15 protein-coding genes are annotated in these 16,607 nt (G+C 67.0%); 12 read left to right on the forward strand and 3 right to left on the reverse strand.

Going from position 1 to position 16,607, the window contains the following annotated elements; translation table 11 throughout:
• Positions 1 to 17: 17 nt before the first annotated feature.
• Complete coding sequence (locus OG874_RS09890; protein WP_330254814.1) at positions 18 to 1,259, reverse strand: DUF418 domain-containing protein; 1,242 nt, start codon at positions 1,257 to 1,259, stop codon at positions 18 to 20.
• Between the two features lie 129 nt (positions 1,260 to 1,388).
• Here OG874_RS09890 and dop point away from each other — a divergent pair, with 129 nt between their 5' ends.
• The 5 genes from dop (at position 1,389) to pafA (ending at position 6,635) form a co-directional block, all read left to right on the forward strand.
• Positions 1,389 to 2,888, forward strand: coding sequence for a depupylase/deamidase Dop (gene dop, locus OG874_RS09895; protein ID WP_330254815.1), 1,500 nt, complete (start codon positions 1,389 to 1,391; stop codon positions 2,886 to 2,888).
• 316 nt (positions 2,889 to 3,204) lie between these two features.
• The gene (locus OG874_RS09900; protein WP_014351559.1) at positions 3,205 to 3,399 is read left to right on the forward strand and encodes a ubiquitin-like protein Pup; all 195 of its coding nucleotides are present in this window, start codon (positions 3,205 to 3,207) and stop codon (positions 3,397 to 3,399) included.
• Entirely contained in the window at positions 3,396 to 4,262 is an 867-nt protein-coding gene (gene prcB, locus OG874_RS09905) for a proteasome subunit beta (RefSeq protein ID WP_330254816.1), read from the forward strand. The genes OG874_RS09900 and prcB overlap by 4 nt, the downstream gene beginning before the upstream one ends.
• A complete protein-coding gene (prcA, locus tag OG874_RS09910; protein WP_330254817.1) occupies positions 4,259 to 5,074 on the forward strand; it encodes a proteasome subunit alpha in 816 nt (271 codons plus the stop codon). Before prcB ends, prcA begins: the two co-directional genes overlap by 4 nt.
• A 202-nt stretch (positions 5,075 to 5,276) precedes the next feature.
• The gene (gene pafA / locus OG874_RS09915) at positions 5,277 to 6,635 is read left to right on the forward strand and encodes a Pup--protein ligase (RefSeq protein ID WP_330254818.1); all 1,359 of its coding nucleotides are present in this window, start codon (positions 5,277 to 5,279) and stop codon (positions 6,633 to 6,635) included.
• A 140-nt stretch (positions 6,636 to 6,775) separates the two neighbouring features.
• Here the strand turns inward: pafA and OG874_RS09920 are convergent, their stop codons facing one another.
• On the reverse strand, positions 6,776 to 7,072 hold the full coding sequence (locus tag OG874_RS09920) for an MTH1187 family thiamine-binding protein (protein WP_330254819.1): 297 nt from the start codon (positions 7,070 to 7,072) through the stop codon (positions 6,776 to 6,778).
• Between the two features lie 88 nt (positions 7,073 to 7,160).
• Here OG874_RS09920 and OG874_RS09925 point away from each other — a divergent pair, with 88 nt between their 5' ends.
• The 7 genes from OG874_RS09925 to OG874_RS09955 all read left to right on the forward strand — a co-directional run bounded on the left by OG874_RS09925 (position 7,161) and on the right by OG874_RS09955 (position 15,418).
• Complete coding sequence (locus tag OG874_RS09925) at positions 7,161 to 8,156, forward strand: helix-turn-helix transcriptional regulator (protein ID WP_330254820.1); 996 nt, start codon at positions 7,161 to 7,163, stop codon at positions 8,154 to 8,156.
• A 136-nt stretch (positions 8,157 to 8,292) separates the two neighbouring features.
• The gene (locus OG874_RS09930) at positions 8,293 to 9,282 is read left to right on the forward strand and encodes a helix-turn-helix transcriptional regulator (RefSeq protein WP_330254821.1); all 990 of its coding nucleotides are present in this window, start codon (positions 8,293 to 8,295) and stop codon (positions 9,280 to 9,282) included.
• A 21-nt stretch (positions 9,283 to 9,303) separates the two neighbouring features.
• Positions 9,304 to 10,365, forward strand: a complete 1,062-nt coding sequence (locus tag OG874_RS09935; protein ID WP_330254822.1) for a 2-dehydropantoate 2-reductase — start codon at positions 9,304 to 9,306, stop codon at positions 10,363 to 10,365.
• Between the two features lie 149 nt (positions 10,366 to 10,514).
• Positions 10,515 to 10,778: a Sec-independent protein translocase subunit TatA gene (tatA, locus tag OG874_RS09940; protein WP_330254823.1), complete on the forward strand. Its 264-nt coding sequence runs from the start codon at positions 10,515 to 10,517 to the stop codon at positions 10,776 to 10,778.
• A 102-nt stretch (positions 10,779 to 10,880) separates the two neighbouring features.
• On the forward strand, positions 10,881 to 11,834 hold the full coding sequence (gene tatC, locus OG874_RS09945) for a twin-arginine translocase subunit TatC (RefSeq protein ID WP_330254824.1): 954 nt from the start codon (positions 10,881 to 10,883) through the stop codon (positions 11,832 to 11,834).
• Between the two features lie 2 nt (positions 11,835 to 11,836).
• The gene (locus tag OG874_RS09950) at positions 11,837 to 14,536 is read left to right on the forward strand and encodes a DEAD/DEAH box helicase (RefSeq protein ID WP_330254825.1); all 2,700 of its coding nucleotides are present in this window, start codon (positions 11,837 to 11,839) and stop codon (positions 14,534 to 14,536) included.
• A gap of 147 nt (positions 14,537 to 14,683) precedes the next feature.
• Positions 14,684 to 15,418 (forward strand): DUF4333 domain-containing protein, encoded by a 735-nt coding sequence (locus tag OG874_RS09955; protein WP_330254826.1) that lies wholly within the window; start codon positions 14,684 to 14,686, stop codon positions 15,416 to 15,418.
• 159 nt (positions 15,419 to 15,577) lie between these two features.
• Here OG874_RS09955 and OG874_RS09960 read toward each other — a convergent pair whose 3' ends face one another.
• Positions 15,578 to 16,543: a 5'-3' exonuclease gene (locus OG874_RS09960; RefSeq protein WP_330254827.1), complete on the reverse strand. Its 966-nt coding sequence runs from the start codon at positions 16,541 to 16,543 to the stop codon at positions 15,578 to 15,580.
• Between the last annotated feature and the right edge of the window lie 64 nt (positions 16,544 to 16,607).

Consider the following 16,607-nt stretch of genomic DNA (forward strand, 5'->3'; position numbering starts at 1 on the left):
GATGTGCTCGAGCGTGGCTAAGCGGCGGTGTTGGTCCGCGGTTCGCGGGCCAACGTGCGGTAGCTGAGATTCCACAACCACTCCACCGGACCGCGTTCGAACCGGCGCAGCCACAGATGCGCCGCCGTAACGATGATCAGCGCGACCAGCAGGTAGACGCCGATCGTGAACGGCACGCGTGCCGCAGGCGAGACCCGGGCGGCAAGCCCGAAACCCCACCCGTAGCACAGGACCGATGCGACAAGATTCTGCAGGATGTAGCAGCTCAGCGCGGTGCGGCCGACCTCGGTGAGTCGTCCGCCGACGAATCCGACCCGTGGGCGGCGCAGGTAGAACTCCGCGACCAGCGCGAGAATGCCGAAGGCGACGAACGGTGCGGTGCCGTATCGGGTGAGCAATACCAGGTCGCCGCCGCCGAGCACACCGACCGCCAGATCGATGGGCGCGGCGATCGCGAATCCGAGGATCATCAGCCGCTGGCGAATGCGCGCGCCCTCCGGGCCGAACACGCCGGCCCGGAACAGCTGCGCACCGGCCAGGAACAGCGCGATCGACATCGGGAAGACGAAGATCGGCTCGAAACGGAACGTGCCCGCATCCCGCAGACGGAACAGCGCCAGATCCCAGAATGATCCGCCGGCATAGGGATTCGGATCCAGCGTTCGGGGTGTCGTCGAATTCTGTTGGCCCGCAAGGGCGATGGCGGTCCCGATGAGCGTCAGCATCGCGATGTGGAATCCCGCCGCGATCATCAGCCAACGACGTTGCGCGCGTGCACTTGTCGCGAGGATGTAGGCCACGACCAGCCCGGTCATCGCGTAGCCCATCAGTACGTCGAACTCGGCGACGAATACGAAGTTCAGCACGCCGTCCAGGAACAGCAGTCCGGCCCGCCACGGATAGCTCCCCGGCCAGCGTCGACCGCCGCGCACCGCCGAACCCTGCTGGATGGCGAGGCCGATGCCGAACATGATGGTGAGCAGCCCGAGGAATTTGCCCTGCGCCAGCTGCTGCAATATCGGCTCGGCCCACAGCCGGCCGGTCGCGGAGCCGCGGAGCTCGTCGAGATAGCCGACCAGGCCCTCGGCGTTGGTGAGGATCCAGACATTGGTGCCGAGCGTGCCGAGGATCGCGATTCCGCGCAGCACGTCCAACGCGACCAGCCGCGTGCGGACAGCGCTCTTCGACGCGACGGACTCGTCCGGTTTGCGGTGCCGCGCCGCGATGTCGGATCGGGAATCGGCGATCGAATCGGTCATGCTCCGAATATCCCGGCCACCCCGGCCTGCACGTATCCTTCGGAAGTACCACCCTGGGTATGACATTGAGGTCCATCGAGATCGCCGGTCGCGCCAGGCCGCACGCGCGCGTCGCCTAGGCTCGACGGTATGCAGCGCATCATCGGCATCGAGGTCGAATACGGCATCTCCACTCCCACCGAGCCGTCCGCCAACCCGATCCTCACCTCTACCCAAGCGGTTCTCGCCTACGCGGCCGCGGAGGGTGTGCCGCGCGCCAAGCGAACGCGCTGGGACTATGAGGTGGAATCGCCGCTGCGTGATGCGCGCGGTTTCGACCTGAGCCGGATGAACGGTCCGGCCCCGGTGATCGACGCCGACGAGGTCGGCGCCGCCAATATGATCCTGACCAATGGCGCCCGGCTCTACGTCGACCACGCCCACCCGGAGTACTCCGCGCCCGAGGTCACCGACCCCATCGACGCGGTCATCTGGGACAAAGCGGGCGAGCGGGTGATGGAGGCGGCGGCCCGGCACGCCTCGAGTGTGCCCGGCGCCCCGCGGCTGCAGCTGTACAAGAACAATGTCGATGGCAAGGGCGCCTCCTACGGCACCCACGAGAACTACCTGATGAGCCGCGATACCCCGTTCAACCAGATCATCGTCGGGCTCACCCCGTTCTTCGTCTCGCGCCAGGTGATCTGCGGTTCCGGCCGGGTCGGCATCGGCCAGTCCGGTGACCACGCCGGGTTCCAGCTGTCCCAGCGCGCGGACTACATCGAGGTCGAGGTCGGCCTGGAGACCACGCTCAAGCGCGGCATCATCAACACCCGCGACGAACCGCACGCCGACGCCGACAAGTACCGCAGGCTGCACGTCATCATCGGCGACGCCAACCTCGCCGAGATGTCCACCTACCTGAAGGTCGGCACCACCGCGCTGGTGCTGGACCTGATCGAGGCCGGGGAGGATCTGTCGGATCTGCAACTGGCCCGTCCGGTCACCGCCGTGCACCAGATCAGCCACGATCCGACCCTGCGCGCGACGGTGGCGCTCACCGACGGCCGCGAACTCACCGGTCTGGCGCTGCAGCGCATCTACCTGGACCGGGTGGAGAAGTTCGTGGCCCGTAGCGGCAGCGACGACGCCCGCGTCAAGGACATCCTGGAGAACTGGGCCATGGTGCTGGATCTGCTGGAGCGCGATCCGCTGGAGTGCGCCAACCTGCTCGACTGGCCCGCCAAGCTGCGCCTGCTCGAGGGTATGCGCCAGCGTGAGGGCCTGAGCTGGGCCGCGCCCAAGCTGCACCTGATGGACCTGCAGTACTCCGATGTGCGCCTGGACAAGGGCCTGTACAACCGCCTGGTCGCCCGCGGTTCGATGAAGCGCCTCATCAACGAGCAGCAGGTGCTCGACGCGATGACCAAGCCGCCAACCGACACCCGCGCCTACTTCCGTGGCGAATGTCTGCGTCGTTTCGGTGCCGATATCGCGGCGGCCAGCTGGGATTCTGTGATCTTCGACCTTGGTGGCGATTCCCTGGTGCGCATCCCGACCCTGGAACCCCGCCGCGGGACGAAGGCGCACGTCGGCAAACTGCTCGACGGTGTGAATACTGCCGCTGAACTGGTCGAACAGCTGACCACCTAGCCCAGATGAGTGAATAAGCCCAGGTCGCAACGATTATCGTGGAAGTAACCACGTCGGAGCGACCCGTACGAGCAACCCGTTCGCGGCCTGTCCAGCGTCCGAGTCGTCGAAGCGCATGCGACGCAGTCGCGAGCCTCGACGACTCGGACGCGAGACCAAGGGGGCCGCGAACACGCCGCGGCCACACGGCCGATAACAGAGCACGTTGTCGGGATGGCTGGGTAGTGTTTAGGTACGGGCACGGACATTGCTCATGATCAGGGTCGTGCTCAGAATGGAGCCCTGGTCGTGATGAGGACAGAGGAGGTCGGCTGCCATGGCACAAGAGCAGACCAAACGCGCCGGGGGCGGCGACGAGGACGAGGGCCCGGAGGGCGTAGACGCCGCCGGTCAGGAGCGCCGCGAGAAACTGGCGGAGGACACCGACGACCTGCTCGACGAGATCGATGACGTGCTCGAGGAGAACGCGGAAGACTTCGTTCGCGCGTATGTGCAGAAGGGTGGCCAGTGACAGCAGGTGACCCGTTGCGTCTCCACCCGGGGCACGCTCTCTCGTCGTTCACCGAGCACCTGCGTATGCACGCTCCGGAATTGTTGCCCGGCAACAGATTCGGCGCGATCGAGGGTGCCACCGGAATTTCCGGTGGCACCGCCGCGAAGGATCTGGCTCCGCATGGAACCACCATCGTGGCCGTCTCGTTCCGCGGTGGTGTGCTGATCGCCGGTGACCGGCGGGCCACCCAGGGAAACCTGTTGGCCAGCAGGGATATCGAGAAGGTGTACATCACCGACACCTACTCGGCGGCCGGTATCGCGGGCACCGCGGGTATGGCCATCGAGATGGTGCGGTTGTTCGCGGTGGAGTTGGAGTACTACGAGAAGATCGAGGGCGTCTCGCTGACCTTCGACGGCAAGGCCAACAAACTGTCGAAGATGGTGCGCGACAACCTACCCGCCGCACTGCAGGGTCTGGCGGTGGTTCCAGTGCTGGTCGGCTATGACCAGCACGCCACCGATCCGGACAAGGCCGGTCGCATCGTGTCCTACGACGTGGTCGGCGGGCGCAGCGAGGAGCGGTTCGGTTACACCGCGGTCGGCTCGGGTTCGATGTTCGCGAAGTCGTCGTTGAAAAAGCTGTACGCCAAGGGAATCGCCGAGGACCGCGCATTGCGCATCGCCGTCGAATCGCTCTTCGACGCGGCCGACGACGACACCGCCACCGGCGGACCGGATTTGGTGCGCGGCATCTACCCGACGGCGATCGTCATCAACGACGAGGGTGCCGACGACGTGACCGAATCTCGTCTGGAGGAGATCACGCGGGCGATCGTCGCCGATCGCGAGGCCGCGGAAGAGGGGAGTGCCTCAGCATGACACTGCCGTATTACGCGTCGGCCGAACAGATCATGCGCGATAAGACCGAACTCGCGCGCAAGGGTATCGCTCGCGGTCGCAGTGTGATCGTGCTGACCTACGACAAGGGTGTGCTGTTCGTCGCGGAGAATCCGTCGGCGACGTTGCACAAGGTGAGCGAGCTGTACGACCGCGTCGGGTTCGCGGCCGTCGGCAAGTACAACGAGTTCGAGGCGCTGCGCCGCGGCGGCATCCTGCAGGCCGACCTGAAGGGCTACCAGTACGACCGGCGCGATGTCACCGGTCGTGGGCTGGCCAACGCCTACGCGCAGACTCTCGGCACGATCTTCACCGATCAGCTCAAGCCGTACGAGGTGGAGATCTGTGTGGCCGAGGTGGGCTATCCGGAGCAGTCATCGGAATCGGTGCTGTACCGGATCACCTTCGACGGTTCGATCGTGGACGAGCGCGAATACGTGGTGATGGGCGGCACGACCGAGCCCATCCTCACCGCGTTGAAGGCGTCCTACCAGCCCGGCGTCGACCTGTCCACCGCCGTCGCGGTGGCGGTGGCGGCACTCCAGGCCGGTGTGCCCGACAGCGCCCCCGACAAGGAGAAGCGCGTCGTCGGCGTGACCTCGCTCGAGGTCGCGACATTGGAACAGGCCCGGCCCCGGCGCGCGTTCCGGCGGGTCGCCGGTCCGACGTTGGAGCAGTTGCTAACCGGTGGTAAGTCGGGCAGCAAGAGCAAGGCTGCGGCGGCCACGGCCGCGGCCGAGGCCGAGGAGAAGGACGCTCCGAAGTCGGATAAGGAGACTCCGAAGTCGGAGTAGGTGCCGGGCGCGGTCACCATGTGGCTGTCCGCCCTACCAGGCGTGCCCGAGAGGCCCCCTCGATTTGTCGAGGGGGCCTCGCTCGTGGGCGGTGTTTTTCCGTTGAGCGTTGCGCTCACGTGCGAAATTGTTGTGAAGACGTATGCATCCGGGTTGTCCGCAGCCCCACGCGAGTGCATGACATGGCTGTAATGTCGATAGTGTGCAGCGACGAATCATGGGGATCGAGACCGAATTCGGTGTGACGTGCACCTTCCACGGACACCGTCGGCTCAGTCCTGACGAGGTGGCCCGGTATCTGTTCCGCCGGGTAGTTTCCTGGGGCCGTAGCTCTAACGTGTTCCTCCGCAACGGTGCTCGGCTCTACCTCGATGTCGGGTCGCATCCGGAGTACGCGACCGCGGAGTGCGACAACTTGGCGCAGCTGGTTACCCACGACCGGGCCGGTGAGCGCGTGCTGGAGGAGTTGCTGATCGACGCCGAACAGCGCCTCGCGGAGGAAGGCATCGGCGGCGACATCTACCTGTTCAAGAACAACACCGATTCCGCGGGCAACTCCTACGGCTGCCACGAGAACTTCCTCGTGGTGCGCGCGGGTGAGTTCTCCCGGATCTCGGATGTGCTGCTGCCGTTCCTGGTCACCCGCCAGCTGATCTGCGGCGCGGGCAAGGTCCTGCAGACGCCGAAGGCCGCCACGTTCTGCCTGTCGCAGCGCGCCGAGCACATCTGGGAGGGCGTCTCCTCGGCGACCACCCGTTCGCGGCCGATCATCAATACCCGAGATGAGCCGCACGCCGACGCGGAGAAGTACCGCCGCTTGCATGTGATCGTCGGCGACTCGAACATGTCCGAGACCACCACCATGCTGAAGGTCGGCACGGCGTCACTGGTACTCGAGATGATCGAGGCAGGCGTCTCGTTCCGCGATTTCGCCCTGGACAACCCGATCCGCGCCATCCGCGAGGTGAGCCACGATCTGACCGGTCGCCGGCCCGTTCGGCTCGCCGGTGGACGCCAGGCCAGCGCCCTCGACATCCAGCGCGAGTACTACGCCCGCGCCGTCGAGCACCTGCGCAACCGCGACCGCGATCCGAATATCGACCAGGTAGTCGACCTGTGGGGCCGCACCCTGGATGCGGTCGAGGCGCAGGACTTCGCCAAGGTCGATACCGAGGTCGACTGGGTGATCAAGCGCAAGCTGTTCCAGCGCTACCAGGACCGCTACGGTATGGAGCTCTCCGACCCCAAGATCGCCCAACTGGATCTGGCCTACCACGACATCAAGCGTGGCCGCGGCGTCTTCGACCTGCTGCAGCGTAAGGGTCTGGCCAAACGGGTCACCGAAGACGAGGCCATCGACGCCGCCGTGGACACCCCACCCCAAACCACCCGGGCCAAACTCCGCGGCGACTTCATCACCGCCGCCCAGGAAGCCGGCCGCGACTTCACCGTCGACTGGGTGCACCTGAAGTTGAACGACCAAGCGCAGCGAACGGTGCTGTGCAAGGACCCGTTCCGCTCGGTGGACGAGCGGGTCGATCGGCTGATCGCCTCGATGTAGCCGCCTGCGCCGCCGTCCGAGGGGGAGGCAGCGATCGATGTGATCGCGCCGCCTCTGTAGTCCTCGCAGATCTATTGGGTGCCTCGCGCAGGTTGTGTGACTTCTGTGAGGAGGCCGACAGGTGTGCGAGGACGTCGCGGCTAGTTCTCGGCGAGGTAGCGTTCGACGGTCTCGACCTTCGAGGCCATCGCGTCGGTGACGCCGGGGCGGATATCGGCTTTCAGGACGAGGCTGCAACGGGGTGCGACCGCGAGTATGGCATCCGTGGCGTCCTTGACCACGGCCATCACCTCGTCCCACTCGCCCTCGACGGTGGTGAACATGGCGTCGGTGCGGTTCGGGAGGCCGCTGGCTCGCACGACGCGCACCGCCTCGGCGACGGCTCGGCCGACATCTACACCCGCACCAAGCGGGGTCACGGAGAACGCGATGATCATGGGTCCATGATGACGGCCGGCCAACCGGAACGGTGTGAATAGCGCGCCGACGCGCGGTGGCGGCGTGCGGCCGATTACCCTGTGTCGAGTGGCGATATCCAAGGTCGAGCGGCTGATGAATCTGGTCATCGCGCTGCTGTCGACCCGGCAGTTCCTGACCGCGGAGCGGATTCGGGACAGCGTCGCGGGGTACGAGGATTCGGCCAGCGACGAGGCATTCAGTCGAATGTTCGAGCGAGATAAGAACGAACTGCGTGACCTGGGCATTCCCTTGGAAGTCGGGCAGGTCAGCCGGTATTCGACGGTGGAGGGCTATCGGATCAACCGCGACGCCTACGAACTACCCGATATCGATCTGACCAGCGAGGAAGCGGCGGCAGTCGCGGTCGCGGTGCAAATGTGGGAGTCGCCGGAGCTAGCGGCTGCGGCCGAGGGCGCACTGCTGAAGCTGCGCGCGGCGGGGATTCATGTGGAGACCGATGCCGCGGTGGCGTCGGTGCCCGCAGTCCCGGCGCGCACCCGCGGCTCGGATGCGGTGCTCGGCAAGCTGCTCGCCGCGGTCGATGCGGGTCAGGCGGTGCGGTTCGAACACCGGGGTCAGATCAATGAGCCGTACGTCATGCGTGATGTGGAGCCGTGGGGCGTGGTCACCCACAACGGCCGCTGGTACCTGGTCGGGCACGACCGGAATCGGGACGCCGTTCGCAGCTTCCGGCTATCCCGCATCGGCGACGACGTGACCGCCTACGGGCCGCCGAACGCGGTCCGCAAACCCGATGGCGTCGACCTACGGGAGATCGTCGGCACCGTCACCGGCAGTGCTCCGGTCACCGGCACCGCGACCGTGTGGGTCGCCGATGGCCGCGGCCGGGAGATCCGCAGACTCGGCCCCGTCATGGCGGAGCGGACCATCGGCGGCCGCTCCGGCGTCGTCGTCGAACTGCCGATCCGATCCCGAGATTGGTTGGCGCGCTTGATCACCGGACTCGGACCCGACGCCGTAGTGCTCGCACCCGATGATCTGCGCGCGGACGTGGTCGCGCGGCTGCGCTCTGTCTTCGACCACACGGAGGTCACCGCGTGAGAGTGCGCAGTCGAGTGAACCATCGGCGCATCGCGCGTTCGGGCGGGACAAAGCCGAGCACCAGTGCGGTGAGCCAGCGAACCGTGACGCAGCGTGCATCGCACATGACGGAGCCGGGCGCCGGCGAGGTGCAGGCATGAGCGAGCGCAGTCGCCTTTCGGTGCGGCTGTCGCGGCTGCTCAACATGATCCCGTACTTCATCGCCAACCCGGGCATCAGCGCCGCCGAGGCCGCGGCGGATCTGGGTGTGACGACCAAACAGCTGATGAGCGATCTCAATCAGCTGTGGATGTGCGGCCTGCCCGGGTACGGTCCCGGCGATCTCATCGACCTGTCGTTCTCCGAGGAGAGCATCGAGGTCACCTTCTCGGCGGGCATCGACCGTCCGCTGCGCTTGACCTCCACCGAGGCGACCGCGCTGCTGGTCGCGCTGCGATCAATCGTGGATATGCCGGGCATGGTCGATCCGACCGCGGCGCATGCGGCGATCGCCAAACTCGAATCGGCCATCGTCGGCGGCGCGACCATCGACGACACCGAATCCCGTGAGTCGGCGCTGCCGCCGACCGAGGCCCCGGCTGTTGCGACGGTGCGGTCCGCCCTGGCCCGCCAGCACGCGCTGCGGCTGGTCTACTACTCGGCGAGTCGTGATGTCGTCTCGGAACGTGTCGTCGATCCCATTCGTATTGTCCTTGTGGACAACAACAGCTACCTCCAGGCCTGGTGCAGGCAGGCCGAAGGGGTGCGGCTGTTCCGCTTCGACCGGATCGAGGCGGCCACCGAACTCGACGAGCCCGCTCGCCCGCCGAGCCACGCGACCGAGGCGGCCGCCGCGCTCGACCTGTTCCAGGACGATCCCGCGGTTCCGTTGGCGCGCTTGCGGATTCGCGGTGATTACGGCTGGGTACTAGACCAGTACCCGATGCACCGGATGGCCGTGCATCCGGATGGCAGCATCGAGACGACCATGCGCTTCGCGACCCTGGACTGGATGGCCCGACTACTACTGGGTTTCGGTTCCGGTGTCACTGTGCTCGGCCCGCCGGAGTTGGTCGCCGCCGTGCGCGAGCGGTCGAATGCCGCGCTCGCCGCGTACGAGGCGGCCGGGTTGCTGGAGAACCGATGAACGCACGGAGGCTGGATCTGCGTGAGTGAGGTGATTGCTCCCGCTCGGGTGCTGGTACTCGGCGCGGGGAGCATCGGATCGTTCGTGGGCGGGAAGCTGGCGGCGGCAGGTGCCGAGGTCACGTTCGTCGGTCGGCAGCGTGTGCTGGACGAGCTAGAGGTATCCGGGCTACACCTGACCGATCTCGACGGCGGCGACGTCGCGGTGGCCGGCGACGCGGTCGGATTGGCGACCACGCCGGAGGATGTCGGGTCCGCCGACCTGGTGCTGGTCACGGTGAAATCGGCGGCGACCGGCGCCGCCGTGCGAGACCTCGACGGCAAGATCCGTCCCGGCACTGTGGTCCTGAGCTTGCAGAACGGGATCGGCAACGACAAGGTAATCCGCGAGATCCTGCCCACCTGCGTCGTGCTCGCGGGCATGGTGATGTTCAACGTGGTGCACCATCCGGACGGCCGGTTCCATCGCGGCACCGAAGGCGGACTCGCCATCCAGGACGATCCGGCGCTCGCCCCGTTCACCGACGTATTCCAGCGGGCCGGTCTGGCGCCGCGCCGCTATCCCGATCTGTTACCGGTGCAGTGGGCGAAGCTGCTGCTGAACCTGAACAACCCCATCAACGCACTCTCCGGCAGACCACTGCGCGAGCAGCTGGCCGACCGCGACTACCGTCGCTGCCTGGCACTGACCCAGCGTGAGGCGCTCGCCGCGATGAACAGAGCGCGAATTCGCCCGGCCCGCCTGACGCCGCTGCCGCCGGAATTGATGGCCCGGCTGCTGACCGTGCCGGATGGGATCTTCCGCCGGGTCGCCGGAAAGGTCCTCGCCATCGATCCGGTCGCCCGCTCGTCCATGGCCGACGATCTCGCGCTCGGGCGCAAGACCGAAATCTCCTGGTTGTGCGGTGAGATCGTGAGCCTCGGGGCGATGGTAGGCCTGCCGACGCCGGTGAACCAGCGGCTCATCGAACTGATCGTGGCCGCCGAACACGGTGACAAACGCACCTGGACCGGGCCGGAACTGTTGGAGCAATTGCGCGCGGCGGCGGCTGACACGGTAGAGCGACCTCGCGGCGGTCACTAGCGGCGCCGGGCTGCTCCTGAGCAGCTCCGGGGCCGATCTTTGTGGCACAGAGGTGAGTCTGAACGCATGGCAAACGCATATGGACGCGGGAGTTCTCCCATGTCATAGTCCGGTAGCATCAGAGCTACCACATTCTTTGGAGGTAGATTATGGGCAGTCTGAGCATCTGGCACTGGCTGATCATTGCCGCGGTCTTCGTGATGTTCTTCGGCGCGAAGCGTATGCCCGATGCCGCCCGTAGCCTGGGCCGTTCATTGCGCATCTTCAAGAGCGAAGTCAGCCAGATGCAGAACGAGAACACCGCGCAGGCAAGTGCAGCACCGGCCCAGCAACCGGCCGCGGAGCTTCCGCAGGCCCAGCCGACGGTCGTCCAGCCGCAGGCAGAGCCCCAGGCGCAGCCGAAGTCGCTCTGAGCCCAGCGTTGCCGCCGGGGTGAGTGTGAACTCGCTCCGAGCGCAGTGCTGTTGCCCGCCGATCGGTGCGGGCACCGTCGACCCAGGGGCCAACACACCACCATGCGAATCCCGTTCGATCCCCGGCGCAGCAAGCGCAGGACGAATCCCGACGGCACCATGTCGTTGGTCGAACATCTGCAAGAGCTGCGGCGTCGACTGCTGATCTCGATCGCCGCGGTCGTGATCACCACGGTGTTCGGGTTCTTCTGGTACGCGCACACGATCTTCGGCCTCGAAAGCCTCGGCTCGCTCCTGACCGGACCGTACTGTTCGCTGCCCGCCTCCTCGCGAGCCGTGCTGACCGCCGACGGCGCGTGCCGACTGCTGGCCACGGCGCCCTTCGAACAGTTCATGTTGCGGTTGAAGGTCGGCATGACGGCGGGCGTCGTGCTGGCCGCCCCGGTGTGGCTGTACCAGATCTGGGCGTTCATCACCCCGGGTCTGTACTCGAAGGAACGCAAGTACGCGGTCGGGTTCGTCACCTCGGGCAGCGCGCTGTTCATGACCGGCGCGGTCCTGGCGTATTGGGTTGTCGCCCATGCGTTGAGCTTCCTGCTGAATATCGGCAACAATGCGCAGATCACCGCGCTGAGCGGCTCGCAGTATTTCAGCTTCATCATCAATCTGCTGGTGATCTTCGGCGTCAGCTTCGAAATCCCGTTGCTGGTAGTCGGATTGAATCTCGTCGGGGTGCTCAAGTACGAGAAGCTCGCCAAGTGGCGGCGCGGAATCGTGTTCGGGCTCTTCGTCTTTGCCGCGATCGTGACCCCGCAGGATCCGTTCTCGATGTTGGCGTTGGCGTTCGCGCTGACGGTACTGTTCGAGGTCGCCATCCAGTTCTCCCGGGTCAACGACCGGCGGCGCGCCCGCCGAGAGGCCGCGGAATTGGCGGCGCTCGCGGATGAGGAGGCCTCCTCGATCACCGGACCCGAGCCGATCAACCCGGCCGATTCGATCATGGAACCGCCCGAGAAATCACCGCGCCCCGTGTCGGACTACTCCGATACCCTCTGACGGTGACATATCAACGGTCGCAGGCAGGCGAGCTGGCAAAGTTTTCCGCCGAGCTGACTTTCGGGTTGGATCCCTTCCAGCGCAACGCCTGTGCGGCCCTCGAGGGCGGGCACAGTGTGCTGGTCTGCGCGCCGACCGGCGCGGGTAAGACCGTCGTCGGCGAGTTCGCGGTGCACCTGGCGCTCGCCGCGGGCGGAAAGTGCTTCTACACCACGCCGATCAAGGCGCTGTCGAATCAGAAGTTCGCCGACCTGACCGAACGGTACGGACGTGACCAGGTCGGGCTGCTCACCGGCGACCAGTCGATCAACCCGGACGCGCCGGTGGTCGTGATGACCACCGAGGTGCTGCGCAATATGCTCTACGCCTCCTCCGACGCGCTGCGCGGACTGTCGTATGTGGTGATGGACGAGGTGCACTACCTCGCCGACCGCTTCCGCGGCGCGGTGTGGGAAGAGGTCATCCTGCACCTGCCACCGGACGTGCGGCTGGTCAGTCTGTCCGCCACGGTCAGCAACGCCGAGGAGTTCGGCGCGTGGATGGAGACCGTGCGCGGCGATACCTCGGTGGTGGTCGACGAGACCCGGCCGGTGCCGCTGTGGCAGCACGTCATGGTCGGGCGGCGGATGTTCGACCTCTTCGACACCGACTCCAGCGATCAGAAGGTGCTCGTCGACGAGGACCTGGTGCGTTATATCCGCCATCGCGAGGCCGCGGACCGGATGAACGGCTGGGGCGGGCCGCGCGGTGGTCGCGGTGGGAACCGGAACTTCCGGCCGTTGCCGCGCCCGGAGGTTCTCGCGAAGCTCGATGAGGAAGGGCTGCTGCCCGCGATCACCTTCATCTTCAGCCGGGCGGGCTGTGACGGGGCGCTGGCGCAATGCCTGCGTTCGCGCCTGGATCTCATTCGAGCGGACGAGACCGAAGAGGTCGACGCGATCATCGAGAAGCACACCGGGGATCTGCCGAAGGATGATCTCGAGGTGCTGGGCTACTGGGAGTGGCGCGAGGCGCTGCACCGCGGGCTCGCGGCGCATCACGCGGGGATGCTGCCCGCGTTCCGGCACACCGTCGAGGAATTGTTCGTGCGCGGGCTGGTGCGGGCCGTATTCGCCACGGAGACACTGGCATTGGGCATCAATATGCCGGCGCGGACAGTGGTGCTCGAGCGGCTGGTCAAGTTCAACGGTGAATCGCACGCCGAGCTGACGCCGGGGGAGTACACCCAGCTCACCGGTCGGGCCGGGCGGCGCGGGATCGACGTCGAGGGGCATGCCGTGGTGCTGTGGCAGCCCGAGGTCGATACGAGTGCGGTCGCCGGTTTGGCCTCCACGCGGACCTATCCGCTGCGCAGTTCGTTTCGGCCGGGCTACAACATGTCGATCAATCTGATCGATCGGATGGGCGCGGACGAGTCGCGGGCGTTGCTCGAGCGTTCCTTCGCGCAATTCCAGGCCGACCGGTCGGTGGTGGGGCTGGTCCGTGGCATCGAACGCAATGAGGGGCAGTTGCGGAAACTGCGTGATCAGCTCGGCGGCGAGGACGGCGGATTCCTGGAGTACATCTCGTTGCGCGAGCGGATCAAGCAGCGGGAACGTCAGATCGAGCAGCAGGGTCGGGCCGATCGGCGCGGCGCCGCCGTGGACGCGCTGGTTTCGTTGCGGCGCGGCGACGTGGTGGCGATTCCGTCCGGGCGGCGGGCCGGACTCGCGGTGATTCTGGAACCGGATGCCACACCGGGAGACCCGCGCCCGCTGGTGCTGACCGAGGACAAGTGGGCGGGCCGGGTGTCGGTCGCGGACTTCCCAGTGCCGGCAAAGGCGTTGGGTCACATGCGGCTGCCCCGCAAGATCGATCACCGCACCGCGCGCACCCGCCGCGATCTGGCCTCGGCGCTGCGCAGCACCGGGATCTCGGCGCCGGGCCGGCAGCGGCGCGGTGACCGGTCGAAGGCGGGCGACGACCGGGAATTGTCGACGCTGCGGCGCAGTCTGCGTTCGCATCCGGCGCATACCCGGCCCGATCGGGAGCAGATGAGCCGAGTCGGCGAGCGCTACAACCGGCTGCTGCGCGAGACCGAGACCATGCGCCAGAAGGTTGCCGCGACCACCAATTCATTGGCGCGCACCTTCGATCGGATACTCGGATTGCTGGAGGAGCGCGGGTTCGTGCACGAGGGCGAGGTGACCGCCGACGGTCGCCGACTCGCCCGGATCTACGCCGAGAGCGATCTACTGGTCGCCGAATGCCTGCGGCAGGGACTGTGGCGCGGGCTCGGACCGGCCGAGCTGGCCGCGGTGATCTCCATCCTGGTGTACGAATCCCGCCAGGAGGGCGGCTATCTCGGCGCCAGCGGTCCGACCGAACCCATCCGCCGCGCGGTCGGCGCGACCGTCGGCGTGTGGAGCGAGTTGCGTTCCGACGAGGCGCGGCACAAGCTGCCGCCGACCCGCGAACCGGATCTGGGCTTCGCGACCGGGGTCTACAAGTGGGCGCGCGGCGACGGGTTGGCCGAGTCGTTGCTGGCCAGCGGTGATCAGAATTCGCCGCTGTCCGCGGGCGATTTCGTGCGGTGGTGCAGGCAGGTCATCGATCTGCTCGATCAGATCCATGGGACCGCCGATGACGTGGAGGTCGCGGCGACCGCGGCCAAGGCGGTCCGGGCAATCCGACGGGGTGTCGTAGCCGTGGACGCCGCGTAGCGGATTCGATTGTGATTTGATTTCTTTCGCGTACCGACCGTGGCGGAGGAGTCGGACAGGATCACCTCGACAGGATCGGTCCTGTTGGGCGACGAGTCTCACGCGGGGGGCTACCGTATGTATAACGATGCGAGTGGAGGCAAGCAGATGAGCGGCCCGTACGGACCGAACGACGCCCCTGGTCCCGGGGAGGGACGCAACGATCCGACCCAGCAGTGGGGCGGACAGCAGGCACCCGGTGCAGCCGGGCCGGCCCAGCCGTGGGGTGGTACCCCGCCCGCCCAGCCGACCCAGCAGTGGGGGGATCCGAACGCGCAGCAGCCGCCGCAGCAGCCGTGGGGTCAGCCGAATCCGGCGAGTCAGCCGAGTCAGCCGCAGTGGGGTCAGCCGAACCCGCCCAGTCAGCCGAGCCAGCCCCAGTGGGGCCAGCCCAGTCAGCCGAGTCAGCCGCAATGGGGGCAGCAGCAGCCGACGCAGCAGGACTGGGCGGCTCAGCAGGGCCAGCAGCCGTGGCAGCAGAGTCAACCGCAGTGGCAGCAGCCGCAGCCGACTCCGACGCCGAGCAGCGGTGGCAAGAGCAAGGGCCTGTTCATCGGCCTAGGTGTGCTCGCGCTCGCCGTGATCGGCGCCATTGTGGTGCTGGTGCTGGTGCTGACCAGCAAAGACGAGCTCGACCAGGCCGCCGTCCAGGACGGTGTCAAGAAGGTGCTCTCGGATTCCTACGGCATCCAGGACGTCGCCGACGTCTCCTGCCCCTCCGGCCAGCAGGTCGAGGTCGACGCGACCTTCACTTGTGACCTGAAGGTCAGCGGTGAGCAGAAGAAGGTCAGCGTCAAGATCACCAAGGACGACGGCACATACGAAGTCGGCCGCCCGAACTGACCTTCCGGATTTCGTCCAACGGGCGGCCCGCGTTCCCGCACGGGCGCCCGGTGAATCCTCGGCCCTGCTCCCGGTCCGGACTGTGGGCCTCCCGCTGGTGTCGGGCGCGTGGGCAGTTCGCTGCCAGTGATGGGACCAGCGGTCGGCCGGCGGTCGCGCTCAGCGCGGTGCGTTGAGCGCGATGATCAGGCGAGTGATGGGGCTTTCGGCGTTGTATTCGGATGCCAGCTTGTGTAGGCGGTCCGGGTCGACCGGGGCGGTGGGGAGGGTGTCTGGGCAGGAGAGTTCCACGTCGGCATCGCAGACCACGCGGGTGACCGGGGCGGCGGCCTTCAGGTAGCTCTCGGCGGCGCGGAGTTTGGCGCGCACGCCCTGGGCGATGTCGGCGGTGGGGTCATCGATGGCGGCAGTCAGGGCGTCGAGGGAACCGAAGCGGGAGATCAAGGTAGCGGCGGATTTCTCGCCGATACCGGCGACGCCGGGCAGGCCGTCGGAGGAGTCACCGCGCAGGGTCGCCATATCCGCGTAGGCCGGGCCCGCATTCTTCAGGGGCACACCGTATTTCGCGGATACCTCGGCAGGGCCGAACAGTTCGGCCTTGGCCAGGCCGCGACCGGCGTAGAGCACGCGGACCGGCGGCGTCGGTTCGTCGCGGACGAGTTGGAGCAGGTCACGGTCGCCGCTGACGACCACAACGGGGTCGGTCTGCTCGCGGGTGGCCAGGGTGCCGAGCACGTCGTCGGCCTCCAGCCCGGCCGCGCCGCCGGTAGCGATACCGGCCGCGGCGAGTACGTCGAGAATCATCTCGACCTGCGGGGTGAGCGTATCGGGCACGGTTTCGGCGCCGGGCGCGGCATCGGCGGAGGTGTCGAGGCGGTGAGTTTTGTAGGTCGGCACCAGAGCTACCCGGAAAGCGGGTCGCCAGTCCAGGTCGAGGCAGACGACCAGCCTGCTCGGTTTGTGCTTGGTGATGAGCGAAGCCACCATATCGGTGAAGCCGCGTAGCGCGTTCACCGAGCGGCCGTCGGGCGCGGTGATCTTCTCGGGAATCGCATGGAACGCGCGGAACCACAGGCTCGCGCCATCGAGCAGCAGCAGGGGCCCACCGGAAGTCGCAGAGTTCACGCCGCTGAGGCTACCTGTCCGCCACGACAAACCGGGGTGATCGGAGTTCGGGTTCGGGCTGATC

This window comes from Nocardia sp. NBC_00565 (assembly GCF_036345915.1).
In the GTDB taxonomy this organism is placed as follows: Bacteria; Actinomycetota; Actinomycetes; order Mycobacteriales; family Mycobacteriaceae; genus Nocardia.

Coding starts and splice junctions, on each gene's coding strand:
- tatC (WP_330254824.1), top strand. CDS start 10,881: ATGCGAATCCCGTTCGATCCCCGGCGCAGCAAGCGCAGGACGAATCCC.
- OG874_RS09930 (WP_330254821.1), top strand. CDS start 8,293: ATGAGCGAGCGCAGTCGCCTTTCGGTGCGGCTGTCGCGGCTGCTCAAC.
- OG874_RS09955 (WP_330254826.1), top strand. CDS start 14,684: ATGAGCGGCCCGTACGGACCGAACGACGCCCCTGGTCCCGGGGAGGGA.
- OG874_RS09920 (WP_330254819.1), bottom strand. CDS start 7,072: ATGATCATCGCGTTCTCCGTGACCCCGCTTGGTGCGGGTGTAGATGTC.
- OG874_RS09900 (WP_014351559.1), top strand. CDS start 3,205: ATGGCACAAGAGCAGACCAAACGCGCCGGGGGCGGCGACGAGGACGAG.
- prcA (WP_330254817.1), top strand. CDS start 4,259: ATGACACTGCCGTATTACGCGTCGGCCGAACAGATCATGCGCGATAAG.
- OG874_RS09890 (WP_330254814.1), bottom strand. CDS start 1,259: ATGACCGATTCGATCGCCGATTCCCGATCCGACATCGCGGCGCGGCAC.
- dop (WP_330254815.1), top strand. CDS start 1,389: ATGCAGCGCATCATCGGCATCGAGGTCGAATACGGCATCTCCACTCCC.
- tatA (WP_330254823.1), top strand. CDS start 10,515: ATGGGCAGTCTGAGCATCTGGCACTGGCTGATCATTGCCGCGGTCTTC.